Origin of the sequence: Streptomyces sp. NPDC046727, from assembly GCF_040645635.1 — a bacterium.
Classification (GTDB): Bacteria; Actinomycetota; Actinomycetes; order Streptomycetales; family Streptomycetaceae; genus Streptomyces.
On sequence record NZ_JBEYYR010000007.1, the window covers coordinates 264,071 to 288,414 of the forward strand.

The 24,344-nt window shown below is 71.0% G+C and carries 28 protein-coding genes; 19 read left to right on the top strand and 9 right to left on the bottom strand.

The window, feature by feature from the left end:
• The first annotated feature begins 6 nt into the window (after positions 1-6).
• Positions 7-210, top strand: a complete 204-nt coding sequence (locus ABZ937_RS11775) for a hypothetical protein (protein WP_361689314.1) — start codon at positions 7-9, stop codon at positions 208-210.
• Positions 211-216: 6 nt separating this feature from the next.
• Here ABZ937_RS11775 and ABZ937_RS11780 read toward each other — a convergent pair whose 3' ends face one another.
• Together ABZ937_RS11780 and ABZ937_RS11785 are read right to left on the bottom strand one after the other, a co-directional pair.
• A complete protein-coding gene (locus tag ABZ937_RS11780) occupies positions 217-426 on the bottom strand; it encodes a DUF397 domain-containing protein (protein ID WP_361689318.1) in 210 nt (69 codons plus the stop codon).
• Positions 423-1,247 (bottom strand): helix-turn-helix transcriptional regulator, encoded by an 825-nt coding sequence (locus ABZ937_RS11785; RefSeq protein WP_361689322.1) that lies wholly within the window; start codon positions 1,245-1,247, stop codon positions 423-425. The genes ABZ937_RS11780 and ABZ937_RS11785 overlap by 4 nt, the downstream gene beginning before the upstream one ends.
• A 132-nt stretch (positions 1,248-1,379) precedes the next feature.
• Between ABZ937_RS11785 and ABZ937_RS11790 the strand changes: the two genes are divergently transcribed.
• The 3 genes from ABZ937_RS11790 to ABZ937_RS11800 all read left to right on the top strand — a co-directional run bounded on the left by ABZ937_RS11790 (position 1,380) and on the right by ABZ937_RS11800 (position 2,307).
• Positions 1,380-1,607: a hypothetical protein gene (locus ABZ937_RS11790; protein WP_361689325.1), complete on the top strand. Its 228-nt coding sequence runs from the start codon at positions 1,380-1,382 to the stop codon at positions 1,605-1,607.
• Positions 1,604-1,894: a hypothetical protein gene (locus ABZ937_RS11795; protein ID WP_361689328.1), complete on the top strand. Its 291-nt coding sequence runs from the start codon at positions 1,604-1,606 to the stop codon at positions 1,892-1,894. The genes ABZ937_RS11790 and ABZ937_RS11795 overlap by 4 nt, the downstream gene beginning before the upstream one ends.
• An 86-nt stretch (positions 1,895-1,980) precedes the next feature.
• Positions 1,981-2,307, top strand: a complete 327-nt coding sequence (locus tag ABZ937_RS11800) for a DUF6247 family protein (RefSeq protein WP_361689331.1) — start codon at positions 1,981-1,983, stop codon at positions 2,305-2,307.
• A 268-nt stretch (positions 2,308-2,575) separates the two neighbouring features.
• Here ABZ937_RS11800 and ABZ937_RS11805 read toward each other — a convergent pair whose 3' ends face one another.
• The gene (locus tag ABZ937_RS11805; RefSeq protein WP_361689334.1) at positions 2,576-4,360 is read right to left on the bottom strand and encodes a bifunctional metallophosphatase/5'-nucleotidase; all 1,785 of its coding nucleotides are present in this window, start codon (positions 4,358-4,360) and stop codon (positions 2,576-2,578) included.
• Between the two features lie 159 nt (positions 4,361-4,519).
• Between ABZ937_RS11805 and mshD the strand changes: the two genes are divergently transcribed.
• The 9 genes from mshD (at position 4,520) to ABZ937_RS11850 (ending at position 13,357) form a co-directional block, all read left to right on the top strand.
• Positions 4,520-5,446: a mycothiol synthase gene (gene mshD, locus ABZ937_RS11810; RefSeq protein WP_361689337.1), complete on the top strand. Its 927-nt coding sequence runs from the start codon at positions 4,520-4,522 to the stop codon at positions 5,444-5,446.
• 94 nt (positions 5,447-5,540) lie between these two features.
• Positions 5,541-5,927, top strand: coding sequence for a GntR family transcriptional regulator (locus ABZ937_RS11815; RefSeq protein WP_361689340.1), 387 nt, complete (start codon positions 5,541-5,543; stop codon positions 5,925-5,927).
• Positions 5,924-6,805 carry an ABC transporter ATP-binding protein gene (locus tag ABZ937_RS11820; RefSeq protein WP_361689343.1) on the top strand — a complete coding sequence of 294 codons (882 nt, stop codon included), beginning with the start codon at positions 5,924-5,926 and terminating at the stop codon, positions 6,803-6,805. Before ABZ937_RS11815 ends, ABZ937_RS11820 begins: the two co-directional genes overlap by 4 nt.
• Complete coding sequence (locus ABZ937_RS11825) at positions 6,802-7,827, top strand: ABC transporter permease (protein WP_361689346.1); 1,026 nt, start codon at positions 6,802-6,804, stop codon at positions 7,825-7,827. Before ABZ937_RS11820 ends, ABZ937_RS11825 begins: the two co-directional genes overlap by 4 nt.
• The gene (locus ABZ937_RS11830; RefSeq protein ID WP_361689349.1) at positions 7,824-8,576 is read left to right on the top strand and encodes a hypothetical protein; all 753 of its coding nucleotides are present in this window, start codon (positions 7,824-7,826) and stop codon (positions 8,574-8,576) included. Before ABZ937_RS11825 ends, ABZ937_RS11830 begins: the two co-directional genes overlap by 4 nt.
• Before the next feature lie 158 nt (positions 8,577-8,734).
• Positions 8,735-11,152, top strand: coding sequence for an RNA degradosome polyphosphate kinase (locus tag ABZ937_RS11835; RefSeq protein WP_361689352.1), 2,418 nt, complete (start codon positions 8,735-8,737; stop codon positions 11,150-11,152).
• A complete protein-coding gene (locus tag ABZ937_RS11840) occupies positions 11,133-12,284 on the top strand; it encodes a CHAD domain-containing protein (RefSeq protein ID WP_361689355.1) in 1,152 nt (383 codons plus the stop codon). Before ABZ937_RS11835 ends, ABZ937_RS11840 begins: the two co-directional genes overlap by 20 nt.
• A gap of 19 nt (positions 12,285-12,303) precedes the next feature.
• Complete coding sequence (locus ABZ937_RS11845) at positions 12,304-12,726, top strand: NUDIX hydrolase (RefSeq protein ID WP_361689358.1); 423 nt, start codon at positions 12,304-12,306, stop codon at positions 12,724-12,726.
• A 97-nt stretch (positions 12,727-12,823) separates the two neighbouring features.
• Positions 12,824-13,357, top strand: coding sequence for a hypothetical protein (locus ABZ937_RS11850; protein ID WP_361689361.1), 534 nt, complete (start codon positions 12,824-12,826; stop codon positions 13,355-13,357).
• 3 nt (positions 13,358-13,360) lie between these two features.
• On the opposite strand, the gene ABZ937_RS11855 is transcribed toward ABZ937_RS11850, so the two are convergent.
• A complete protein-coding gene (locus tag ABZ937_RS11855) occupies positions 13,361-13,543 on the bottom strand; it encodes a hypothetical protein (RefSeq protein WP_361689364.1) in 183 nt (60 codons plus the stop codon).
• 139 nt (positions 13,544-13,682) lie between these two features.
• Between ABZ937_RS11855 and ABZ937_RS11860 the strand changes: the two genes are divergently transcribed.
• Both ABZ937_RS11860 and ABZ937_RS11865 read left to right on the top strand, forming a co-directional pair.
• Positions 13,683-14,543, top strand: coding sequence for a hypothetical protein (locus ABZ937_RS11860; RefSeq protein ID WP_361689367.1), 861 nt, complete (start codon positions 13,683-13,685; stop codon positions 14,541-14,543).
• Between the two features lie 118 nt (positions 14,544-14,661).
• A complete protein-coding gene (locus ABZ937_RS11865) occupies positions 14,662-14,823 on the top strand; it encodes a hypothetical protein (RefSeq protein WP_189752189.1) in 162 nt (53 codons plus the stop codon).
• Between the two features lie 4 nt (positions 14,824-14,827).
• On the opposite strand, the gene ABZ937_RS11870 is transcribed toward ABZ937_RS11865, so the two are convergent.
• Positions 14,828-15,136 carry a metal-sensitive transcriptional regulator gene (locus ABZ937_RS11870; RefSeq protein ID WP_181795224.1) on the bottom strand — a complete coding sequence of 103 codons (309 nt, stop codon included), beginning with the start codon at positions 15,134-15,136 and terminating at the stop codon, positions 14,828-14,830.
• A 218-nt stretch (positions 15,137-15,354) separates the two neighbouring features.
• Between ABZ937_RS11870 and ABZ937_RS11875 the strand changes: the two genes are divergently transcribed.
• The 3 genes from ABZ937_RS11875 to ABZ937_RS11885 all read left to right on the top strand — a co-directional run bounded on the left by ABZ937_RS11875 (position 15,355) and on the right by ABZ937_RS11885 (position 18,189).
• Positions 15,355-15,975, top strand: a complete 621-nt coding sequence (locus tag ABZ937_RS11875; RefSeq protein ID WP_336114163.1) for a DUF47 family protein — start codon at positions 15,355-15,357, stop codon at positions 15,973-15,975.
• A 7-nt stretch (positions 15,976-15,982) separates the two neighbouring features.
• Positions 15,983-16,981 (top strand): inorganic phosphate transporter, encoded by a 999-nt coding sequence (locus ABZ937_RS11880; RefSeq protein WP_361689371.1) that lies wholly within the window; start codon positions 15,983-15,985, stop codon positions 16,979-16,981.
• Positions 16,982-17,166: 185 nt separating this feature from the next.
• A complete protein-coding gene (locus ABZ937_RS11885) occupies positions 17,167-18,189 on the top strand; it encodes a hypothetical protein (RefSeq protein WP_361689374.1) in 1,023 nt (340 codons plus the stop codon).
• 121 nt (positions 18,190-18,310) lie between these two features.
• Here ABZ937_RS11885 and pstB read toward each other — a convergent pair whose 3' ends face one another.
• The 4 genes from pstB to pstS all read right to left on the bottom strand — a co-directional run bounded on the left by pstB (position 18,311) and on the right by pstS (position 22,444).
• Positions 18,311-19,087: a phosphate ABC transporter ATP-binding protein PstB gene (gene pstB / locus ABZ937_RS11890; protein ID WP_361689377.1), complete on the bottom strand. Its 777-nt coding sequence runs from the start codon at positions 19,085-19,087 to the stop codon at positions 18,311-18,313.
• Between the two features lie 49 nt (positions 19,088-19,136).
• Positions 19,137-20,198, bottom strand: coding sequence for a phosphate ABC transporter permease PstA (pstA, locus tag ABZ937_RS11895; RefSeq protein WP_361689380.1), 1,062 nt, complete (start codon positions 20,196-20,198; stop codon positions 19,137-19,139).
• Positions 20,195-21,199 carry a phosphate ABC transporter permease subunit PstC gene (gene pstC / locus ABZ937_RS11900; RefSeq protein WP_361689383.1) on the bottom strand — a complete coding sequence of 335 codons (1,005 nt, stop codon included), beginning with the start codon at positions 21,197-21,199 and terminating at the stop codon, positions 20,195-20,197. The genes pstA and pstC overlap by 4 nt, the downstream gene beginning before the upstream one ends.
• Positions 21,200-21,313: 114 nt before the next feature.
• Positions 21,314-22,444: a phosphate ABC transporter substrate-binding protein PstS gene (pstS, locus tag ABZ937_RS11905; protein WP_361689386.1), complete on the bottom strand. Its 1,131-nt coding sequence runs from the start codon at positions 22,442-22,444 to the stop codon at positions 21,314-21,316.
• A 325-nt stretch (positions 22,445-22,769) separates the two neighbouring features.
• Here pstS and ABZ937_RS11910 point away from each other — a divergent pair, with 325 nt between their 5' ends.
• The gene (locus ABZ937_RS11910) at positions 22,770-24,341 is read left to right on the top strand and encodes an FAD-binding oxidoreductase (RefSeq protein WP_361689389.1); all 1,572 of its coding nucleotides are present in this window, start codon (positions 22,770-22,772) and stop codon (positions 24,339-24,341) included.
• Positions 24,342-24,344: the final 3 nt, after the last annotated feature.

Here is a 24,344-nt window from a genome sequence, read left to right on the forward strand (position 1 = left end):
CGTTACGTGTCCGACCACACTGCTGTGATCCTGCTCGGCTTTACCCTGTCCGTCTTCGCCGCCGTCCTCGTCGCAGCCGGCGCCGGCTACCTCGCACGCCGCGAACGGTGCTCCTACCCGGCCGCCGCCACCCGCGCGGCAGCCGCGTTCGCCGCCACCCTCACACTGATCGCCGTGGTGACCGCCACGCTCGTAGCCCTGAGCGGGTGAAGAAATTCAGTGCCCTGCCTCGTCCTTGACCTGCGTCACGAACGCCGACCAGGAAGCGGCGGAGAAGACCAGCGGACGCGCCATCGGGGCTTTGCTGTCCCGGACGGGGACGACACCGGGGTAACCGTCGGCGACCTCGACGCAGTTGTTGGCTCCCCCATCGCTGTAGCTCGACTTGCGCCAGGCGGCGGTGCTGAGGTCGGGGGTGTGGTTCATGATCTGTGCTCCTCCAGTGCGTCCCGGACGAACGCGAGCGAGTCCGACGGGGACAACGCCATGTCCCGGAGCCGATCGTAGGACAGTCGGTGCCGCAGGAGGCCGTCCGGTTCCTCGGTCAACTCGCCCCGGGTGTCGCCTTCCACGTAGGCGACACCGCTCGCGTCCTTCTGCCACAGCAGCGTCAGTGACGCGTGCATGTGGTGGTGGACCCCGGCGGCGAAGGGCAGCACCTGAAGCGTCACATTCGGCAGCATCGCGACGGCCTCGATGCGGAGCAGCTGCTCCTCCCAGGTCTGCCGGACGGCTGCGGGGCGGCGGAACGCGTACTCGTCCATGATGATGCGCACGCTGGGCTCGGGCTTCTGCCGCAGCAGGTACTGCCGCCCGATGCGGGCCGCCACCTGCTCCTCTACCCAGTCGTCACCCTCCAGCGTTGTCTGGGGCCCAGACAACACCTCCCGGGCGAAGTCCTCGGTCTGCAGGAGCCCCGGCACACCCGGCGTGAACATCCACAAGATCCGAGCCGTCGCCTCCAGCTTCATGAACTCCTTGTACCGGTCCCGGAACGCGTCCAGCCGAGCCGCCTTCCAGTGGCTTAACAGCAGGTCACCGGTGCCGTAATACGCGTCCAGGTCCTCCATGACCGTCGCCTTGGACAGCCGTTCCCCGGACTCCAACCGGCTCAGATAGCTCTTGTCGTACCCCGTCTCGTCGGCCAACCGACCCAGCGACTTGCCCGCCTTCTCACGCAGCACCCTCAGCGTCTGGCCCATCATGACCCGCCCGGAAACCGGCTCCGCGTCAACGTTCTCGCCCACGTCACCCCTCCCCGTTGCCTGGCGCCCCGGGCAACACCGAACCTCTTCCGCAGCGTACGCCGAAGCTGTGACGATCGAGACACGAACGGTAATCACCGCTCGTCAAGCCCCCTGCCCCCACGGAGTGCCGACGTGCGCGCATGTATCCCCGGACTCATCGAATCGCTGCTGCTCCTGCTCATCCGGGCCCTGCTCCCCGCCCGTGGCCGCCGCCGCGCGAGTCCGCCCCGACTGCCGGACACCGGGCCGCCGTTGCCCCTGCACCGCCGCCGCCCGCACGACGGCCTCGAAGCACACCTCTTCCTTTACGACACCCCTCTCGTGCGCCCGTACCTCCACGACGTGGAGGTGTCCGTGTGAGTGACGGACTCCGGCTCCTGCCCTGGACCACTCCAGAAGGCAAACCGTGCTACCTCAGCACCGACAACGACCACAGCCGCCTCTCCCTCCTCGCCGACGACGTCGAGGCCGCCCAGCTAGTCTCGGCCGAGCGGGTTCTGGCCGGCGCGAAGGCCGTACTCGGAGACACCGACGCGGGCGAACAGGCCATGCGCTTCGCGCTCACCAGGGCGCTGGAGTCCCTGCGGGAGGTGCTCCGCATCGCGATCAGCAGAGGCTCGCGGATCCCCCGCACGAGCGCTGAGTGACGCGTCCGCCCGCGCCTGTGTCCCGCCACCCTCTACGGTGGATCCCAGGTACCCCAGCCACCCCAGCCGGAGAAGAGAGCCCGATCATGGCCCACGAGGTGGATCCGAACGCGTGCGAGAGAACTCCGGAGGCGATCCGTGCGGCTCTGCAGCGGCGCCCCGACTGGTTGCAGGCGTTCGAGCAGGATTGGCTGAGCGCAGCCGCGGACTTCGATCATTCTGAGCTGGACGGCGTGATCGACAAGTGGCTGCCCTTCGCCTGTGCCTGTGCGACACCGGGCTACCTCGATGAGGTGGAACAGACCGTCAAGCGCATGACGGAGGGCGACACGGAGGGCATGGTCTTCCACGACACGGACGGCGACGTCTACGACGCCGACAACCACCCCATCGACGCCAGCAGGTGTAGGTGAGCTCGTACTCGATCAGGTACGTGGACCGAGCGGCTCAGCGCAAAGCCGCGCTGGCGGGTCCGCAACGCACGTCGCTTGAGACGCTCGAGAAGCGGCTCAGCCTCAATCCGTTCGGCCCTCACAGGTGGCTTCATTACGTACGTGGTCTCGAACCGGCATGTCGTGATCAATGTCATCGACCTGGTGGCGCTCTGACCCTCTTCTCCGCACGCCGAAGGGAAAGGCCCCTGCGGATGGTCCCAGGGGCCTTTCGGAGCGGTTCAGGGTCCTACTGCACGACGGTGATCCGGTCGGCCTTCGGCGGGGCGATCGGGTTCGCCGCCGACGAGTGCGCCGTCAGGTACTTCTCCAGGGCGCTCAGGTCGTCCGAGCCGACCAGGTCGTTCGTGCCCTGGCCCAGGGTCGGGAAGCCGTCGCCGCCGCCCGCGAGGAAGCTGTTCGTGGCCACGCGGTAGGTGGCCGCCGGGTCGATCGGGGCGCCGTTCAGGCGGATGGAGTCGGTGACCACACGGTCCGCGCCCGACTTGGACATGTCCAGGGTGTAGGTGAGCCCGGCGGACGGCTGGAGGATCTTCGGGGCCGCCGCGTTGACGCCGCTGACCTGCTCCTTCAGCACCTGGACCAGCTGGGCGCCGGTGAAGTCCTGGAGGTTCACGGTGTTGGAGAACGGCTGGACCGTGAAGCCCTCCGCGTAGGTGACGACCCCGTCGCCCTCGGCACCCTTGGCCTTGTAGGTCAGGCCCGCGCGCACACCGCCCGGGTTCATCAGGGCGAGGCTGGTCCTCGGGTCCAGCTCCCGGCCGTGGGCGAGCTGCGCGTCGGCGATCAGGTCGCCCATCGGGGACTCGGTGCCGGTGTTGTCGACGTCGGCGGAGATGTAGCCGATGGCGCGGTTGCCGATGGGGGCCGCCAGGGTGTTCCAGCGGGAGATCAGGTCCGTCATGTCCGCGGCCTTGGGGACGTCCCGGGTGACCACGTGGTTCGCGGACTTCACCGCCGTACGCGCGATGTCACCGGTGTAGCGGTCGTACGTCAGCGTGGTGTCGGTGTAGAGGCGGCCGAAGGAGGCCGCCGAGGTCACCATGCGGGGGCGGCCCGACGGGTCCGGGACGGTGCACACGTACGCCTGGTGGGTGTGGCCGGTGACCAGGGCGTCCACCGCCGGGGTCACGTTCTTGGCGATGTCCACGATCGGGCCGGAGATGCCGCTGCCGGCGCCCGGGGAGTCGCAGTCGTAGTTGTAGGCGCCGGAGGCCGGGTAGCCGCCCTCGTGGATCAGGGCCACGATCGACTGCACGCCCTGGCGCTGGAGCACCCTGGCGTACTTGTTGATCGTCTCGACCTCGTCCTTGAAGCTCAGGCCCTTGACGCCGTCGGCGGAGACGATGCCCGGGGTGCCCTCCAGGGTGACTCCGATGAAGCCGATCCTGACGTCCTTCTTCTGCCAGACCCAGTACGGCTTGAGGATCGGCCTGCCGGTCTTCTCGTCCTGCACGTTCGCCGCCAGGTACGGGAAGTCCGCGCCCTGGAACTCCGTGTCCGTGTAGCAGCCGTCCGTGGGGTGGCAGCCGCCGTTCTGCAGGCGGGCCAGCTCCCGCGCGCCCTCGTCGAACTCGTGGTTGCCGACCGAGGTGACGTCCAGGTCCAGCTTGTTGAGCGCCTCGACGGTGGGCTCGTCGTGGAACAGGCCCGACAGCAGCGGGGAGGCGCCGACCATGTCGCCGCCGGCCGCGGTGATCGAGTACGGGTGGCCCTCGCGGGCCTGGCGGAGGTGGGTCGCGAGGTACTCGACGCCGCCCGCGTCGATCGTCTTCGTCGTGCCGTCCGGCTGGAGTTCGGTGACCCGGCCGGAGGAGCCGGACGGCGGCTCCAGGTTGCCGTGCAGGTCGTTGAAGGAGAGCAGCTGGACGTCCTGGTAGCGGCCCGGACGGTGGTGGCTCTCGTGCGCGTCCGCCGGGAGGGCGGCGGTCAGCGCCGCCGCCGTGGCGAGCGTGGCCGCGCTCGCGAGAAGGGCGTACGTACGACGTCTGGTGCGCCGGGGCACGGCTGTCATGGGACCCCCCTGTGGGTCGGCTGTGGTGGCTCGGCGCAGCCTAGGGTCAACGCGCGTAGCGCGACAGGGGGTTCAGGGTTACATCCTGGTTTCCCTTCGCCGGCCTTTTGCGGCCGGTGTGCCGGGACTTCGCCCCGGGCGCGCCGTACCCTCGTACGCATGAGCAGCGACGACACCGTACGGGGCTTCCCCGCCCGCTCCATCGAGACCTACTCCGCGCTCACCCCGGACCGCGCCGAGGCCGTGCTGGCCCTGCTCGGCGAGGCCGCCCGGGTCGACGGGCAGCAGCCGGTGTCCGAGCAGGGCCGGCTGCAGCTGCGCGGCGGCACCCGCGCGGGCGTCTCGCATCTGCTGCTGTCCGTCGACGGCGAACTCGTCGGCTACGCCCAGCTGGAGGACACCGACCCGGTCGAGGCGCCGGCCGCCGAACTGGTCGTGCACCCCGGGCACCGCGGGCACGGGCACGGCCGGGCGCTCGGCGCCGCCCTGCTCGCCGTCTCCGGCAAGCGGCTGCGGGTGTGGGCGCACGGCGGACACCCCGCCGCCCGGCACCTCGCCCAGGTCCTCGGCCTGACCCTGTTCCGCGAACTGCGCCAGATGCGGCGGTCGTTGACCGACCTGGAGCTGTCCGATCCGGTGCTGCCGGAGGGCGTGACCGTGCGCGCCTTCGTGCCCGGCAAGGACGACGCGGCCTGGCTCGCGGTGAACGCCGCCGCCTTCGCCCACCACCCGGAGCAGGGAGCGCTGACCCAGCGGGACCTGGACGACCGCAAGGCCGAGGCGTGGTTCGACCCGGCCGGGTTCTTCCTCGCCGAGCGGCGCGGGGAGCTGATCGGCTTCCACTGGACCAAGGTGCACGCCGAGGAGGGGCTCGGCGAGGTGTACGTGCTCGGGGTGCGGCCCGGCGAGCAGGGCGGCGGGCTCGGCAAGGCGCTCACCATGATCGGGCTGCGCCATCTGGCCGCCCAGCAGCTGCCGACCGCGATGCTCTACGTCGACGCCGACAACAAGGCGGCGGTGTCGGTGTACGAGCGGCTGGGGTTCACGGTCCATGAGACGGACCTGATGTACCGCACCGAAACCTGATATTCCGGCACGCCAGGGGCGGTCGCCTTGACGGCCGCCCCTCTCTTGCACCACCCTTTCACTACTCAATTAGTGAAAGGGTGGTTGTGTACCGATGGTCGAGTACCGCATCGACCGGCACAGCGGCGTGGCCACCTATGTGCAGATCGTCCAGCAGACCAAACAGGCCCTGCGCCTCGGCCTGCTGGAGCCGGGCGACCGGCTGCCCACGGCACGCGAAGTGGTGGAGGCCACCGCCATCAACCCCAACACCGTGCTGAAGGCGTACCGCGAGCTGGAGCGCGAGGGCCTGGTGGAGGCGCGCCGCGGGCTCGGCACCTTCGTCCGGCGGTCCCTGGGCGCCGCCCCCGCCGACTCCCCGCTGCGCGCCGAGCTGGAGGAGTGGGCGGACCGGGCCCGCGCCGCCGGCCTGGAGCGGGACGACGTGGCCGCACTCTTCACTGCCGTACTCGACAAGCACTTCCAGGGAGACCCGTCATGAGCAGCGACACGGCGTTGAGCGCCGACGCTCTGGGGAAACGGTTCGGCCGCCGTGGGGGCTGGGCCCTGCGGGACTGCTCGTTCCGGCTGCCCACCGGGCGCGTGTGCGCGGTCGTCGGCCCCAACGGCGCCGGCAAGTCCACCCTGCTGGCCCTGGCCGCCGGGCTCACCGCGCCCACCGAGGGCAGCGTGACCGTCCTCGGCACCACGCCCGCCGCGGCCCGTCCCCGGCTCGGCTTCGTCGCCCAGGACAAGCCGCTGTACCCGCAGCTCACCATCGCCGAGACGCTGCTCATGGGCGCCGACCTCAACCCCGGCCACTGGGACGCGGACCTCGCCGCGCAGGTCGTCGCGGGCGGTGACCTGGACCCCAAGGCCCGCGTGCGCTCCCTCTCCGGCGGCCAGCGCACCCGCGTCGCGCTCGCTCTCGCCCTCGGCAAGCGGCCCGAACTGCTGCTCCTGGACGAGCCGATGGCCGACCTCGACCCGCTGGCCCGGCACGAGCTGATGGGCACCCTGATGGCGCAGGCCGCCCAGTACGGCACCACCATCGTGATGTCCTCGCACGTCGTCGCCGAGCTGGAGGACTCCTGCGACCATCTGCTGCTGGTCGGCGGGGGCCGGATCCGGCTGGCCGGGGAGATCGACGACCTGCTCGCCGCCCACCTGCGGATCTCCGGCGTCGCCGAGGCCACCCGGCTGGACGCCCACACCGTGGTCGAGTCCCGGGTCACCGGCCGCCAGCTCACCGCCCTGATCCGCCCGGCCGCACCGGTCCCCGGCGACTGGCGCACCTCGGCGCCCTCGCTGGAGGAACTGGTCCTCGCCCACCTGCGCAACCCCGGCGCGCCGGACCTGTCCGAAGGGAGTGCCGCATGACCGCCGTCCCGACCGCCCCGGCCACCGGCCGGCCCCGCACGGTCCGCTGGCTGCTGCGCGTGCACCGCCCCGCGCTGTACGCCTGGACCGTCCTCGTCGTCGGCGTGGCCGGCGCGCTGCTGTGGCTGTGGGGCCCGCTCACGGACGCCGCGGCGGCGGCCTGGCACGAGTACGACGCCGGCTGCACCCGGAGCGGCCCCTGCCGGTACGACCAGGACGCGATCCTGCGCTACAAGGACGTGTACCAGTACACGACCGCCGCCGTCCTCGCGGTGCCGTTCCTGGCCGCCGCCTGGGCGGGCGCCGCCCTGACCGGCCGCGAACTGGAGACCGGCACGGCACGGCTCGCCTGGACCCAGGGCGTCTCGCCGCTGCGCTGGCTCACCTCGCGGCTCGCGGTCCCGGCCGTCCTCGTCACCGCCGGCGCCGGCCTGCTGGGGATGCTGCACCAGGCGGCCTGGTCGGCGGGGGACGGCCGGATCGACACCGCCAAGCCGTGGGAGGACGTGCCCACCTTCTACGCCGGCGGCCCGCTGATCGCCGGTCTCGCCCTGACCGGCCTCGTCCTCGGCGCCCTCGTCGGACTGCTGCTGGGCCGCTCGCTGCTCGCGCTGTGCGCCTCCGCGCTCGCCATGGCGGCGCTGTGGACGGGCGTCCACATGACCCTGCCGCACCTGTGGCCGGTCTCCACCAGCGTCAGCGGCCTCCGGGGCTTTCCGTCGTACTCGGGCATCAAGATCGAGGAGGGCGTCGTCACCTCCTCCGGTGCCCATCTGCCCGCCTCCTCCTGCCTCTCCGACTCCAACCCGGCCTGCCGGGCCCTCAACGACCAGCGCGACGCCGTCGGCTTCTACATCGACTACCACCCCTACTCCCACCGCTGGCCCCTCCAGCTGGCCTCGACCGGTGCCCTGCTCGCCCTCACCGCCGTACTGGCCGCGCTCGCCTTCTGGCTGGTGCGGCGCCGGACCACCGGCGCGCCGGTCCGCGGGAAGGCCGCCGCCGTGGGAGCCGCCGTATGACCGCCCTCGCCCCCGCCCGCCCGGTCACCCGCCGCACCCTGCTGCGGCTGCACCGCCCGGCCCTGCTCGTCTGGACCGCCTTCGTGCTCCTCGCGGCCGGCGAACTGCTCTGGGTCCACTACTCCGGAGCGCCCCGGGACCGGTCCTGCCACCAGGCCGGCGCCTGGTGCTCCTACACCGTGCTCACCGACACCGACGCCGTCATGAGACTCCTCGGCGAGGCCCTCTGCCACGCCCCCGCCGCGGTGGCCGCCTGGGCCGGTGCCGCGCTGATCGGCCGCGAGCTGGAGTCCGGCACCGCCCGGCTGGCCTGGACCCAGACCGTCACCCCGGCCCGCTGGCTGACCGCGAAGCTGACGGCGGCCGCGCTGCCGCTGCTCGCCGGCACCGCGGTGCTCGCCCTGGTCTTCGGCTCGGTGTGGAGCGCCGACAAGGACGTCCTGGTCACCCACTGGACGTGGGACCGCGTCTTCGTCCCGCGCGGCCCGCTGCTGCCCGCGCTCGTGCTGTTCGGGCTGGCCGCGGGCGCCCTGGCCGGCCTGGCCCTGCGCCGCGCGCTCCCCGCCCTGGCCGTCGCCGGCGCGGCCGGCGTGGCCCTGCGGCTGTACCTGCACGACCTGTGGCAGCCGCTGCGCGGCACGCTGACCGGCTTCTGGCCCCTGCACCTGGCCGCCACCGGCGTGGTCCTCGCCCTCACCGTGGCCGCCACGGCCGCCGCGTACGCCGTCCTGCGCCACCGGGCCGCCTGAGGCCCGGACCCGCGCCGGTCCGGTACGTCCTGCCATGGGGGGCAGGACGTACCGGACCGGCGTTTTCGCATCCGGGAACCCCTTCGGGCCGCTCCCCGCTATCCCGCACGTCATGTCGCCGTAACCATTGATTCAGCCAGGCTTGCGACGCTCGGCCAATGACGCCCGCCGTGCCAGAGCCTTCGCCGCCCCCCGAGGGGCCGGCCGCGGGGAACGGGGCCCTGAGGCTGCCGCCCGCACGTTCCGACGCGCCCGTGTCGCCGGTAGCGCGGAAGAATGGGTTCATGAGTCAGCAAGACACCCAGGCCGAGGCCCAGCCGTCGCCCGCCACCGCCCTCGGCGGAGCCCCCGCGGGCCGCAGCGAGTACCCGAACCCGCAGCCCCCCGTGGGCTCCATCGCCGCGCACCGCCCGACCACCGTGGCCCCCGCGGTCTCCGACCTGGAGCACGAGATCGACGCGGACCTCGACGCCTACGAGGAGTCCCAGGCCGACGGCACCCCCCTGCCCCAGGGCCGTTTCCTCGACCGTGAGCGCAGCTGGCTCGCCTTCAACGAGCGCGTCCTGGAGCTGGCCGAGGACCCGAACACCCCGCTCCTGGAGCGCGCGAACTTCCTCGCGATCTTCGCCAGCAACCTGGACGAGTTCTTCATGGTCCGGGTCGCCGGTCTGAAGCGCCGTATCGCCACCGGCGTCGCCACCCGCTCCGCCTCCGGCCTCCAGCCCCGCGAGGTGCTGGAGATGATCTGGGCGCGCTCCCGCGAGCTGATGGCCCGGCACGCCGCCTGCTACCACGAGGACGTCGCCCCCGCGCTCGCGGAGGAGGGCATCCACCTGGTCCGCTGGACCGAGCTGACCGACAAGGAGCAGGCCCGCCTCTTCACGCTCTTCCGGCACCAGATCTTCCCGGTCCTCACCCCGCTGGCCGTCGACCCCGCGCACCCCTTCCCGTACATCTCCGGCCTCTCCCTGAACCTGGCCGTCGTCGTACGCAACCCGGTCAGCGGCCACAGGCACTTCGCGCGCGTAAAGGTGCCGCCGCTGCTGTCCCGCTTCCTGGAGGCCTCCCCGGGCCGCTTCGTCCCCATCGAGGACGTCATCGCGGCCCCCAACCACCTGGAAGAGCTGTTCCCGGGCATGGAGATCCTGGAGCACCACGCCTTCCGGATCACGCGCAACGAGGACCTGGAGGTCGAGGAGGACGACGCCGAGAACCTCCTCCAGGCCCTGGAGAAGGAACTCATGCGGCGCCGCTTCGGCCCGCCGGTGCGCCTGGAGGTCGAGGAGTCCATCGACCGCGAGGTGCTCGACCTGCTGGTCCGCGAGCTGAAGATCTCCGAGGCCGAGGTCTACCCGCTGCCCGGCCCGCTCGACCTCACCGGCCTGTTCCGCATCCACGGCCTGGACCGGCCGGAGCTGAAGTACCCGAAGTTCGTCGCCGGCACCCACCGCGACCTCGCCGAGGTCGAGTCGGCGTCCGCGCCCGACATCTTCGCGGCCCTGCGCGCCCGGGACGTGCTCCTGCACCACCCGTACGACAGCTTCTCCACCTCCGTGCAGGCGTTCCTGGAGCAGGCGGCGGCCGACCCCGACGTCCTCGCGATCAAGCAGACCCTGTACCGCACCTCCGGCGACTCCCCCATAGTCGACGCGCTCATCGACGCCGCCGAGTCCGGCAAGCAGGTCCTCGTCCTGGTCGAGATCAAGGCCCGCTTCGACGAGCACGCCAACATCAAGTGGGCGCGCAAGCTGGAGGAGGCCGGCTGCCACGTCGTCTACGGCCTGGTCGGCCTGAAGACGCACTGCAAGCTGTCCCTGGTGGTCCGCCAGGAGGGCGAGACCCTGCGCCGCTACAGCCACGTCGGCACGGGCAACTACCACCCGAAGACGGCCCGGCTGTACGAGGACCTCGGCCTGCTCACCGCCGACCCGCAGGTCGGCGCGGACCTCTCCGACCTCTTCAACCGGCTGTCCGGCTACTCGCGCCGCGAGACCTACCGCCGCCTGCTGGTGGCCCCCAAGTCCCTGCGCGACGGCCTGGTCTCCCGGATCCACAAGGAGATCCAGCACCACCGCGCGGGCCGTCCCGCCTTCGTCCGCATCAAGGTCAACTCCATGGTGGACGAGGCGGTCATCGACGCCCTCTACCGCGCCTCCCAGGCAGGAGTGCCGGTGGACATATGGGTGCGCGGCATCTGCGCGATCCGCCCCGGCGTCACGGGCCTCTCGGAGAACATCCGGGTCCGCTCGATCCTCGGCCGCTTCCTCGAACACTCCCGGGTGTTCGGCTTCGGCAACGGCGGCGAGCCGGAGGTGTGGATCGGCAGCGCCGACATGATGCACCGCAATCTCGACCGCCGGATAGAGGCCCTGGTCCGGGTCGTCGACCCCGGCCACCGCGCAGCCCTCAACCGGCTGCTGGACACCGGCATGTCCGACAGCACCGCCTCCTGGCACCTCGGCCCGGACGGCGAGTGGACGCGGCACGCGACCGACGCGGACGGCCAACCCCTGCGCAACGTCCAGGAGATGCTCATAGACGCCCGGAGGCGCCGGCGTGGCACAGCAACACCTTGACCCGACGGACCCCACGGCCGAGGCGGTGGTGACCGGGGACGCCCTCGCGGGCTACCTGCGCGCCCAGGCCACGGAGTTCCTCCGCGCCCTGCGCCTGCACCGGGAGACCGGCGGCAACGGCGGGGGCGCCGCCGCACGCGGGTACGCGGCCGCGGGGAACGGCGGCGCGGCGGAGTCCGTCGACGCGGCGCGCGCGCTGCGCCGCTCGGCCCGCCGCATCAGCGGCAGCCTGCACACGTTCCGTCCGCTCCTCGACCCCGACTGGTCCGAGGAGATGCGCCCCGAACTGGCCTGGCTGTCCGGCACCCTGGCCCTTGAGCACGCGTACGAGGCGCGTCTGGAACGGCTGTTGCTGGCGCTGCACCGGCTGTCCGGGGCCTCGGTGCTCCCCGCCCAGCAGGTCGACGCCGTGGCCGCGGGCAGCCGCTCCGCCAAAGCGGCACGCGTGGGCGCGGCCACGCTGGAGAGCACCGGCGGCCCGGCCGGCCCGGCGCCCGCGCCGGAGCGCGGCAACCTCACCGTGGGCGCGGCGAAGGCGGGCGCCCTGCTGGAACGCCAGCTGACCCTGGCCCGGACCCGGGCCCACTCCACCGCGCTCCAGGCCCTGGGCTCCTCCCGCTTCCACGCCGTCGCGGACAAGGTCGCCGTACTCGCCAGCGAGGTCCCCCTCACCCCCACCGCCCCCGGCACCGACCTGCACCCCCTCGCCGGCGCGGCCGAGGAACGCCTCACCGACGCCGTCACCGCGCTCCCCCTGGTCGTCGCCGGGCACCCCTACAACGCGGAGGCGCTGGTCCACGGACTGTCCCCGGACCCGGCCCCGCACCCCCAGGACGGCCCCTGGCACCAGGTACGGCTGCTGCTGCGCCTGCACCGGTACGCCCGCGAGGTGCTCCACGGCGGCAACGCACCCGTGGACGTACGCCTGCTGGCGGCGGGTCAGGCGCTGAACCGGCACCGGGACGCCTCGGAGGCGGCGGGGGCGGCGGCCCAGGCGGCCCGCACCCCCCGGATCACCCCGGCGACGGCGTACGCGCTCGGCGTCCTCCACGCCGACCAGCGGCACGAGGTGGAGGCGGCCCGGTTCGCGTTCCAGCAGGCCTGGCAGAAGCAGACCGTCAACGCTCCCTGACCCCCCGCGAGGAGGCAGTGTGAACGACACCGTGGTCCGGGCGTCCGGCTGCGTGCTGTGGCGCCGCTCCGCCTCGGGCGGCGTCGAGCTGGCCCTGGTCTTCAGGCCCAAGTGGTCCGACTGGTCCTGGCCCAAAGGGAAGCTGAAGAAGGGCGAGACGGCCCGCGCGGCCGCCCTGCGGGAGGTCCGGGAAGAGACCGGCCATACCTGCCGGCTGGGACCGGCCCTGCCGACCGCCCGCTACACCGACCACGCGGGCCGGGACAAGGAAGTCCGGTACTGGGTCGCGGAGTCGACCGGCGGAGCCTTCGCCGCCAACGACGAGGTCAGCGACCTGGTGTGGCTGCCCCCGGCCGAAGCGCGCGAACGCCTGACCTATGAACACGACAAGGAACTGATCCCTCCGACCCTCACGGCGATCGGCGTCACCCAGCACAGCTGAACTCCCGGTAGGTCCTCCGGGTGGACGCGCGGGTCCGAACAGGCGACGGGCACGGACGGCGCCGTATCCGTGCCACAGAGGCTTCGTTGCGTCGAACATGAACCTCAAGCGGCACTCCCTCATCAGCACCGTCATCGGCGCGGCCCTGCTGTTCGGCGGAACGGCCACCGCCCAGGCCCAGGACGAATCCCTGCTCTCGGTACTGGACGACACGACGGTCTCCGGGCTGCTCAACCCCGCTGTCACCCTCGCCTGCTTCCCCTCCGGCCAAGTGGGCAGCGGGAACACCTTCACCGGTACACAGAACGTCAACTGCAGCCAGAGCGCCACGGCCACCACCCCGGGCACGAGCACCGACACCGGGTACGTCCTGCTCACCGAGCGGCACCACTGCGAGGCCGGGGCCACCTGCGTCGCCACCCTGCAGTGCCCGGAGGGCAAGCAGGCGACCGGCGGAGGCGTCACGTACGACAACATCTCGGACCTGCGGCCCTACATCTCCTCAAGCGGGCCCTCCCCGCAGGGCACGGACAGCGGCCGCGTGTGGCGGATCGTCATCGTCAATCCCGGAACCGGCGCCATCGACTGGTGGGCCACCGTCACCTGCGTCAACGCCCCCGAGGGCACCTGACGGCTAAAGGTCCGCCGTATGCCCCTCCGCGTCCGTGCGGGCCTGGCTGCGGGCGCGGCGGGCGGGGCCGCGCCAGCCGCAGCTGCAGCGGGCCACGCAGAAGCGCCCCTGCTCGGTCGTCGTCGTGAGGTGTTCCTGCCCGGACCGGGCGCGATCCGGCCCGTCCTGCGCGGAGGTGACTGCCACCCCGACAACGTTACCCAGCGCGCCGGAAAGGGTTCCCGCGGGCTCCCCCCGCCGCGGCGGCGCGTGACGGCACCCCCCACCCGTCGTTATCCGGACGACGGAGGCCCGTGACGGACACACCGCTGGGGGTAGGCAGGCGATGGATCGGCGGCAGCACAGGCGCACGGGCAGGACGGTCGGCGCGGTGGGCATCCTCCTCGGCCTCGGGGCGGGCGCCACGGGCTGCGCCGGCAGCGGGGCCGCCGCCGAGGACGTCAAGGGCCCGGGCGACCCCGTCACCGCCCTGCACCGGGCCGCGGACGCGCTGCGGGAGGCGGGCAGTTCCAAGGCCGGCACCTCGATGGAGATGGCCACCGGCGGCACCCGGGTCACCATCCGCGGCAGGGGCGTCTACGACTACCGGCGCCGCCTCGGCCGGCTCACCGTGATGCTGCCCGAGGACCCCACGGGCGCCGCCCCGCACCGGCCCATCACCGAACTCCTCGCGCCGGGCGCCCTGTACATGAAGAACCGGGGCGCGGGCGTGCCCGCCGACAAGTGGGTGCGGGTGGAGACCGCGACGCTGTCCGACGGCAATCTGGTCACCGGCGGCGCGACCGATCCGTACGCGGCGGCCGAGCTGCTGCGCGGGACGCGCGAGGCGATCCTCGTCGGCCGGACCGAGGTGGCCGGGACGCCCGTACGGCACTACCGGGGCACCGCCGACCTGGGCCGCGCGGCCCGGTACGCCTCCGCAGGTCACCGGGCCTCTCTGGCGGCGGCGGCGAAAGGGTTCGCCACGGCCGAGGTTCCGTTCGACGCCTACCTGGACGACCAGGGCCGCATCCGCAAGCTCCGGCAGCGCTTCAGCTTCGCCAACGGCCGCCAGAAGGACACCGTGGCGGTCGCCTCGACGCTGCTGCTGTACGACTTCGGCGCCCCCGTCGACGTCCGGCTGCCGGACGCGGCGGACATCTACGCGGGCCGGATCGCCGAGGGCGACAGCAGTGGCAGCGGCTGAATCCGGCCAGGCACTAGTCCGGGACGCCCTCCCGTAAGTAGCCCGTCCGTGCCATGCGCGGTGTGTAGACCGCTCCCTACTCTAGGAAGTCGGTGACGGCAGAGAAGAGGTGAGGCGGGTGGCTCCGGTCGGCGGCACGGCGGTTCAGGACCACGTGGCCCTCGCCGAGATCGAGCTGTGCGGAGAGCTGATCATCGCGGCCTCGGCCGCCGAGGACCGGCTCAGCCTGGAGAGCATCGACGAGGTGCTGCGCGTGGCCGAGGAGCGAGATCCGGCCTGACGGCTCAGGTGCGCAGCAGGCGGCCGATCGCCTTCGTCGCCTCGTCCACCTTCGCGTCGATCTCGTCGCCGCCCTTGAGGGCCGCGTCCGCGACACAGTGCCGCAGGTGCTCCTCCAGCAGCTGCAGCGCGAAGGACTGCAGGGCCTTGGTGGAGGCGGAGACCTGCGTGAGTATGTCGATGCAGTAGGTGTCCTCGTCCACCATCCGCTGCAGGCCGCGGATCTGCCCCTCGATACGGCGCAGCCGCTTGAGGTGCTCGTCCTTCTGCTTGTGGTAGCCGTGCGTGGCGCCGGCCTCGGTCGTCGTCGTCATCGCTGGCCTCCGTCTCGGAACGAGCTGCGGACACAAAACGGGATACATACCCCTAGTGGGTATATGGTACCGAACTTTGCGGGGTAAGGGGCCCTTGGTCCGCCCCCGTGCTGATCACTGTGCCCGATGGGCGACACTGGGATGCGGCCCATTAGCCGTGGCCGGATGATGCGCCTAGCATCAGCCTGACCGAAACCGAAGCACCCCGAGGACCCCACGTGCGCTTTCGTCTGACCCCCAGGGAGACGAGCTTCTACGACATGTTCGCCGCATCCGCGGACAACATCGTCACCGGCTCGAAACTCCTGATGGAACTGCTCGGGGCGGACGCGTCTGCCCGGGCCGAGATCGCAGAGCGTATGCGGGCCGCGGAACACGCAGGTGACGACGCCACGCACGCGATCTTCCACCAGCTGAACTCCTCGTTCATCACGCCGTTCGACCGGGAGGACATCTACGCCCTCGCCGGTTCGCTGGACGACATCATGGACTTCATGGAGGAAGCCGTCGACCTGGTCGTCCTCTACAACATCGAGGAACTGCCCAAGGGCGTCGAGCAGCAGATCGAGGTGCTGGCGCGCGCGGCCGAGCTGACGGCCGAGGCGATGCCCAACCTGCGCACCATGGACAACCTCACCGAGTACTGGATCGAGGTCAACCGGCTGGAGAACCAGGCCGACCAGATCCACCGCAAGCTGCTCGCCCACCTCTTCAACGGCAAGTACGACGCGATCGAGGTGCTGAAGCTCAAGCAGATCGTGGACGTCCTGGAAGAGGCGGCGGACGCTTTCGAGCACGTGGCGAACACGGTGGAGACCATCGCCGTCAAGGAGTCCTGAGGCGTCGATGGACACCTTCGCCCTGGTCGTGACCATCGCGGTCGCGCTCTTCTTCACGTACACGAACGGTTTCCACGACTCGGCGAACGCGATCGCGACGTCGGTGTCGACGCGGGCGCTGACCCCGCGGGCGGCCCTCGCCATGGCCGCGGTGATGAACCTGGCCGGTGCCTTCCTGGGCTCCGGGGTCGCCAAGACGGTCAGCGAGGGTCTGATCGAGACGCCGCAGGGCTCGACGGGGATGGGCATCCTCTTCGCCGGCCTGCTCGGCGCGATCGTCTGGAACCTGGTCACCTGGTACTACGGCCTGCCGTCCTCGTCCTCCCACGCGCTGTTCGGCGGCCTGGTGGGCGCGGCGCTGGCGGGTGGCACGAACGTGCTCTGGGACGGCGTGATCGACAAGGTCATCATCCCGATGTTCCTGTCCCCGATCGTGGGCCTGATCGCCGGCTACCTGGTCATGACGGCCATCCTGTGGATCTTCCGCCGGGCCAACCCGCACAAGGCCAAGCGCGGCTTCCGCATCGCCCAGACCGTCTCGGCGGCCGGCATGGCCCTGGGCCACGGCCTCCAGGACGCCCAGAAGACGATGGGTGTCGTCGTCATGGCACTGGTGATTTCCGGCCATGAGACGTACGGCGACCCGATCCCGGTCTGGGTGAAGATCGTCTGCGCGGTGATGCTGTCCCTCGGCACCTACGCCGGCGGCTGGCGCATCATGCGCACCCTGGGCCGCAAGATCATCGAGCTGGACCCCCCGCAGGGCTTCGCCGCCGAGACGACCGGCGCGTCGATCATGTTCACCACGGCGTTCCTCTTCAAGGCGCCGATCTCCACGACCCACGTGATCACCTCGGCGATCATGGGCGTGGGCGCGACCAAGCGCGTCAACGCGGTCCGCTGGGGCGTGGCCAAGAACATCGTCCTGGGCTGGTTCATCACGATGCCGGCCGCCGCCCTGGTCGCCGCGCTCTCCTTCGGCATCGTCAAGCTGGTGGCCCTGTAGGCCCGGGTTCCCGCCCTCACCCGCTACCGGCCTTTCGGTGCACACCGGCTGGTCATTCGAGGGATCCTTACGGACTGCCGCCCGTCGTTCCGATCACTTCTGTCCATATATGACTTCTATGGCCCGCTCCTGACCTTTTGAGGAGCGGGTCGGTCGTGAGGTCAGGCAACGACAGGAGAAGAAGCATGTTCATGCTCACAGGCCGCCCGAGACGGTTGATGGCCGTCGCGGCGACAGCGGGGACGGGACTGGGGCTGCTCGGCGCGGCCCCGGCCCACGCCGCGGACCCCCACGGGGACCGCGCCGTGGTCAACTGCCCCGCCGAGAACCTCCAGACCGCGATCAACAACGCGCCGGCGGGCTCCACCCTGCGAGTGTCCGGACACTGCGTCGGCCCGTTCACCATCAACAAGAACCTGACCCTGACCGGCGTGGACTCCGCGGTGCTGGACGGCAACCACGCCGGCAGCACGGTGACCATCACCGGGGCGGTGACGGTGAAGCTGAACAGACTGAGAATCATCGGCGGCCGGGCCAACCCCACCGGCGGCGGCATCCGGAACATCGGCGCCACGGTGACGGTGTCCCACTCCGAGATCAGCGAGAACACCGCCGCCGGCTCGGGTGGCGGCATCCGTAACGAAGGCACGCTGACGCTCGACGACAGCATCGTGCGCCACAACATCGCCGGCACCCTCGGCGGCGGCATCGACAATCTCGGCCCGAACGGCCGGCTGATCGTGACCGACTCCAGTATCCAGGACAACACCGCCACCACCGTCAACGGCGGTGGTCTCTTCAACGACGGCACGGCGTCCCTGACCCGCTCCGTGGTGGAGCACAACTCCGCCGTCACCGGGGGCGGCATCCGCAACACCGGCGGCGGCACCCTGACGCTCTCGCACACCGAGGTGCGCTTCAACCTGGCGACGGACCAGGGCGGCGGCCTCGCCAACGCCGCGAACTCCACGGCGACCCTGCGCGACTCCAAGGTGCACGACAACACGGCCCAGGGCGGCCCCGGAAGCGGTGGCGGCATCCGCAACGACGGAACGGTGACGCTGATCCGCACCACCGTGAGGAACAACTTCCCGGAGAACTGCGCCCCGCCCGGATCCGTCCCCGGCTGCACCAACTCGACCACCGCCACGACAGCGGCGGCCGTGGCGCCCCCGCAGACCCTGACCGACAGCGAAGGACGGGGCTGATCCACCGCCGTAGGCACCGGCGGACGAAGTAGGGCCCGGCTCCCCCACTCAGGGGGAGCCGGGCCCTTCGCCTTGCGGTGGCACCGCCATGCAGCACCGCAGGACGTCTATCGGGTCCGGCTCAGCCGAAGCGGCCGGAGATGTAGTCCTCCGTGGCCTGGACGGACGGGTTGGAGAAGATCCGCTCGGTGTCGTCGATCTCGATCAGACGGCCCGGCTGGCCCACCGCGGCCAGGTTGAAGAACGCCGTACGGTCCGAGACACGCGCCGCCTGCTGCATGTTGTGCGTCACGATGACGATCGTGAAGCGCTCCTTCAGCTCACCGATCAGGTCCTCGATGGCGAGGGTGGAGATCGGGTCCAGGGCCGAGCAGGGCTCGTCCATGAGCAGGACCTTCGGCTCGACCGCAATGGCACGGGCGATGCACAGACGCTGCTGCTGGCCGCCGGACAGACCGGAGCCCGGCTTGCTCAGGCGGTCCTTCACCTCGTTCCAGAGGTTCGCGCCCTTGAGCGACTTCTCGACGATGTCGTTCAGCTCGCTCTTCTTGTAGTTGCCGTTCAGGCGCAGGCCCGCCGCCACGTTCTCGAAGATCGACATCGTGGGGAACGGGTTCGGCCGCTGGAAGACCATGCCCACCTCGCGGCGGACGGACACCGGGTCGACCCCGGCGCCGTACAGGTCCTCGTCGTCCAGGAGCACCTTGCCCTCGACCCGGCCACCGGGCGTGACCTCGTGCATACGGTTCAGCGTGCGCAGGAACGTCGACTTGCCGCAGCCGGAGGGGCCGATGAACGCCGTCACCGAGCGCGGCTCCACGGTCATCGAGATGTCTTCGATCGCCTTGTGGGAGCCGTAGTAGGCGGTGAGTCCGCTGACGTCGATTCGCTTGGCCATGTCTACTTCACTTCCAGATAAGTCTTGGTCAGTCGCCGATTAGGCCGCGTCAGCGACCGGCCTTGGGGGCCTTCCAGCGGGCGATGCCGCGTGCCACCAGGTTGAGGATCATCACGAAGGCGATCAGCGTGAGCGACGCCGCCCACGCGCGGTCGTACGCCGCGTTGGCACCCGCGCTCTGCGCGTACTGCTGGTAGATGTACAGCGGCAGCGACGCCTGCGCACCCTCGAACGGGTTGTTGTTGATGAACGGGTTGCCGAACACCAGCAGCAGCACCGGCGCGGTCTCACCCGCGATACGGGCGACGGCGAGCATGATGCCGGTGGTGATACCGCCGATGGAGGTCGGCAGGACCACCTTCAGGATGGTCCGCCACTTCGGCACACCGAGCGCCAGCGAGGCCTCGCGCAGCTCGTTCGGGACGAGCTTGAGCATCTCCTCGGTGGAGCGGACGACGACCGGCATCATCAGGATGGCCAGGGCCAGCGAACCCGCGAAGCCGAACGGCTGCATCTTGAAGATGAGCATCAGGCTGAGGATGAACAGACCCGCGACGATCGACGGGATGCCCGTCATGACGTCGACGAAGAAGGTGACCGCCTGGGCGAGGCGACCGCGCCCGTACTCGACCAGGTAGATCGCGGTCATCACGCCGATCGGGGCGCCGATGGCGGTGGCGAGGCCGACCTGCTCCAGGCTGCCGATGATGGCGTGGTAGATGCCGCCGCCGGGCTCGGAGTCGGCGACGACACCCATGGAGTGGGTGAGGAAGTAGACGTCGAGGACCTTCACGCCGCGCGAGACGGTCGTCCAGACCAGGGAGACCAGCGGGATGACGGCGACCAGGAACGCGACCCAGACGAAGGAGGTGGCGACCCGGTCCTTGGCCTGCCGGCGGCCCTCCACGCGGGCGGAGATGCCGTAGGTGCCGAGGACGAAGAGGATCGCGGCGATCAGAGCCCACTGGATCTTGCTGTGCAGATCGGCGGCGAAGCTGATCCCGAGCCCGAGGGCGACGGAGCCCACGGCGATCGCCGGCGCCGTCCACTTCGGGAGGCTCGCGGCGCGCAGCGTGCTGGGCCGCTTGTCGGTGACGGCTGCGGTGCTCATGCGTTGGCCCCCGAGTACTCCTTGCGGCGGGCGATGATCGCACGGGCCGCGCCGTTGACCAGCAGGGTGATGACGAAGAGGACCAGGCCGGAAGCGATCAGCGCGTCCCGGCCCTGCTCGGTGGCCTCACCGAACTTGCTGGCGATGTTCTGGGCGAAGGTGCCGCCGCCCGGGTCGAGCAGGCTGGCCTGGATGTCGTAGCTCGGGGAGAGCACGGTGGCCACGGCCATGGTCTCGCCGAGGGCGCGGCCGAGACCGAGCATCGAGGCGGAGATCACGCCGGAGCGGCCGAAGGGCAGGACGGCCATGCGGACGACCTCCCAGCGGGTGGCGCCGAGGGCCAGGGCGGCCTCCTCGTGCATCCGCGGGACCTGCCGGAACACCTCACGGCTGACGTTGGTGATGATCGGCAGGATCATGATCGCCAGCAGGATGCCGACGGTGAGCATGGCGCGGGGGGCGCCGCCCTCCCACGAGAAGATGCCGGTCCAGCCGAGGTAGTCGTTCAGCCAGCCGTACAGGCCCTGCATGTGCGGGACGAGGATCAGGGCGCCCCAGAGGCCGTACACGATGGACGGCACCGCGGCGAGCAGGTCGATCACGTAGGCGATCGGGCCGCTCAGCTTGCGCGGGGCGTAGTGGGTGAGGAACAGCGCGATGGCGACGGCGATCGGGACCGCGATGGCCATGGCGACGATCGAGGAGACGACCGTGCCGAAGGCGAGGACCGCGATGCCGAAGACCGGCGGGTTGAGGTTGGTGTTCCACTCGAAGGTGGTCAGGAAGTTCCCGTGGTCCTTGCTGATCGCGAGGGAGGCGCGGTAGGTGAGGAAGACCGCGATCGCGGCCATGATCACCAGCAGCAGGATGCCGGAGCCGCGGGACAGGCCCAGGAAGATGCGGTCACCGGGACGGGTGGCGCCACGGGCCGCGCGCTTCCGCTCGCCGACCGTGGGTTGGGGCGTGGGGGGAGGAACGTCAGTCGTCGTCGATATGTCCATCGGGTTCTCCGGTCTGCGGAGCCGCGCGCCCGCTGGGGCGGCGGCTCATGGCGGCGGTGCACCGGACGGTGCGGCCCGGCCCTGCGAGGAGCCGGGCCGCACTCACGGATCAGGTCAGCTCAGGCCGTCGATGGTGGTGCGGACCTTGGCGATGATCTCGTCGGGGATCGGGGCGTAGTCGTTCTGCGACAGGACCTTCTGGCCGTCCTCGCTGGCGATGTACTTCAGGAAGGCCTTGGTGGCGGGCAGGGTGTCCGCCTTGTTGCCCTTGTCGCAGACGATCTCGTAGGTGACCAGGGTGATCGGGTAGGCGCCCTCGGCCTTGGTCTTGTAGTCGAGCTGCAGGGCCAGGTCCTTGCCGGTGCCGACGACCTTGGCCGCGGCGATGTCCGCGGTGGCGGAGTCGGTGGAGGGCTTCACCGGGGCCTTGGCGCCGGTGTCGATGGAGACGGTGCTCATGTCCTTGGCGTAGGACAGCTCGAAGTAGCCGATCGCGCCGGAGTTCTGCTTGACGCCCTGGGCCACACCGGCGGAACCGGAGGCCGCCTGGCCGCCCTGCGCCTGCCACGCCTTGCCGCCGGAGTACTTCCAGTTGTCCGGGGCGGTGGCGATCAGGTACTTGGTGAAGTTGTCCGTGGTACCGGAGTCCTCGGAGCGGTGGAAGGCCTGGATCTTCAGGTCGGGAAGCTTCGCGTCGGGGTTCAGCTTCTGGATCGCCTTGTCGTTCCAGTTCTTGATCTTGCTGTCGAAGATCTTGGCGATCGTCGGGGCGTCCAGGACCAGGTTGTCGACACCCGGGACGTTGTAGCCGAGGGCGATCGGGCCGCCGACCATCGGCAGGTCGATGCCCTGGCCGCCCTTGCAGACCTGCTTGGAGGCGGTGACCTCTTCGGGCTTCAGCGCGGAGTCCGAACCGGCGAACGCGATCTGACCCTGGTTGAAGGAGGTCACACCGGCGCCGGAACCGGCACCCTTGTAGTTGATCTGCACGCCGCAGGCCTGCGAGAAGGCCTTGACCCAGGCGTCGATCGCGTTCTTCTGCGCGGAGGAGCCGTCTGCGAGCAGCTGACCCTTGGCGTCGTCGCACTTGACCGAGCCGGCGCCGGCGGACGCGGACGAACCGCCCGACGCCTTGCCACCGTCGCCGTTGTCGTCGGAGCCGCACGCCGTCAGGGCCAGGGCGCCGGTGACGGCGACAGCACCGAGGGAGAGGGCGCGCAGCCGGTTCTTGCGCTGAAGCATCACTTTCGGGAGTTCCTTCCAGGAGCCGCCGCTGTCGGCGGCGCGCGAGGATCGGTGAGTGCGTGAGCGCGCCTCTTTGGCCGCACTCAGCACCGGGTACGGCCGAAATTAGGCAGATCAGGTGAAGCCACCGATGGCCAGAAGTAAACGGAGGGTGAACCCCTGCCGTCGGCCTGGTTAGGTCACGGAACGCTTACGGGGAGGGCACATGGAGGTTCCGACGAGTGGGGTTACCCGGAGTCACCTCCGGCCTTCTTCACCCGATCGGCGGAACCTCGCCGTGCGGGACGTCGTCTCGTTCCAGGAGAGCCGAGGAAAGGCGACGGACATGGAACGGCGTACGTTCATCTCGGGCGGCGCGGTCGCCCTGGCGACGACCGCACTGACCGCTTGCGGTGCGGGCGGAGGCTCCTCCGCTCCCGCGGCGGCGCGCACCGGCACGCCGTCGCGGCCATCCTCCCTTACGTCCCTGAAGACCACCAGCGCGAGCGCCGCCGCGAACTGGGCGGCCCTCGCCCGTGACCTGGACGGCAGCCTTCTCCGGCCCGGCGACGCCTCCTGGCGGACGGCCCGCCAGCTGTACAACACCCGCTTCGACGGCCTGAAGCCCGCCGCGGTGGCCTACGTGGCGCACGCCGCCGACATCCGGACCACCCTGGCGTACGCGCACGCGCACGACGTCAAGGTGTCGATACGCAACGGCGGCCACTCCTACGCCGGCTACTCCTCCGGTGACAACCGGCTGATCGTCGACGTGTCCCGGCTGAACCGGATCCGGGTCGGCGGCGGCCAGGCGGTCGTCGGCGCCGGCTCCAAGCTGATCGACGTCTACCGGGCGCTGGCCGCCAAGGGCGTGACCATCCCCGCCGGCTCCTGCCCCACCGTCGGCGTCTCCGGCCTGGTGCTCGGCGGCGGCCACGGCGTCGCCTCCCGCGCCTACGGCCTGACCTGCGACAGCCTCACCCAGGCCACCCTGATCACGGCCGACGGCACCCAGGTCACCGCCGACGCCACCCACCACTCCGACCTCTTCTGGGCGCTGCGCGGCGCCGGCAACGGCAACTTCGGCGTCGTCACCGAGCTGCACTTCAAGACCCACGCGGCACCGCAGGCGGTCACCGCGTACCTGACCTGGCCGTGGGCCAAGGCCGCCAAGGTCCTCAAGGCCTGGCAGGAGTGGGGCCCGTCCCAGCCCGACGAGATCTGGTCCTCCCTGCACCTGGCGTGCTCCCCGGGCCGCACCCCGACCATCTCCGTGGCCTGCTTCTCCCTCGGCACCTACGGCGAGCTGCAGAACGCCGTGGACCGCCTGGCCCACCTGGCCGGCGCGAACGCCTCCTCCGTCACGCTGCGCCGCCGCGGCTACGAGGAGGCGATGGAGATCTACGCCGGCTGCTCCTCCTTCTCCACCGACGCCCAGTGCCATCTGCCGGGCTCCACCCCGGGCCGCTCCCCGCAGGGCAGGCTGGGCCGCGAGACGTACGCGGCCCGCTCGGACTTCTTCGACCGCTCCCTGTCCCCGGCGGGCATCCAGACCGTGCTGAAGCAGATCGCCTCGGTGCGGGGCGGCGGGGGCAGCATCGCGTTCACGGCCCTGGGCGGCGCGGTCAACCGCGTCTCCCCGACCGCGACCGCGTTCGTCCACCGCCGCTCGCGGATGCTGGCCCAGTACATAGCCTCCTGGGGCGCGGGCGGCTCCGGCAGCACCGCGCAGTCCTGGCTGACCTCGGCCCACAACGCGATGAAGCCGTACGCCTCGGGTGCCGCCTACCAGAACTACACGGACGCGACGCTGAAGGACTGGAAGAAGGCGTACTACGGGGACGCTGCGACCCGCCTCGGCAAGGTGAAGAAGCAGTACGACCCGCAGCGCTTCTTCTCCTACGCGCAGGGGCTGTAGCGG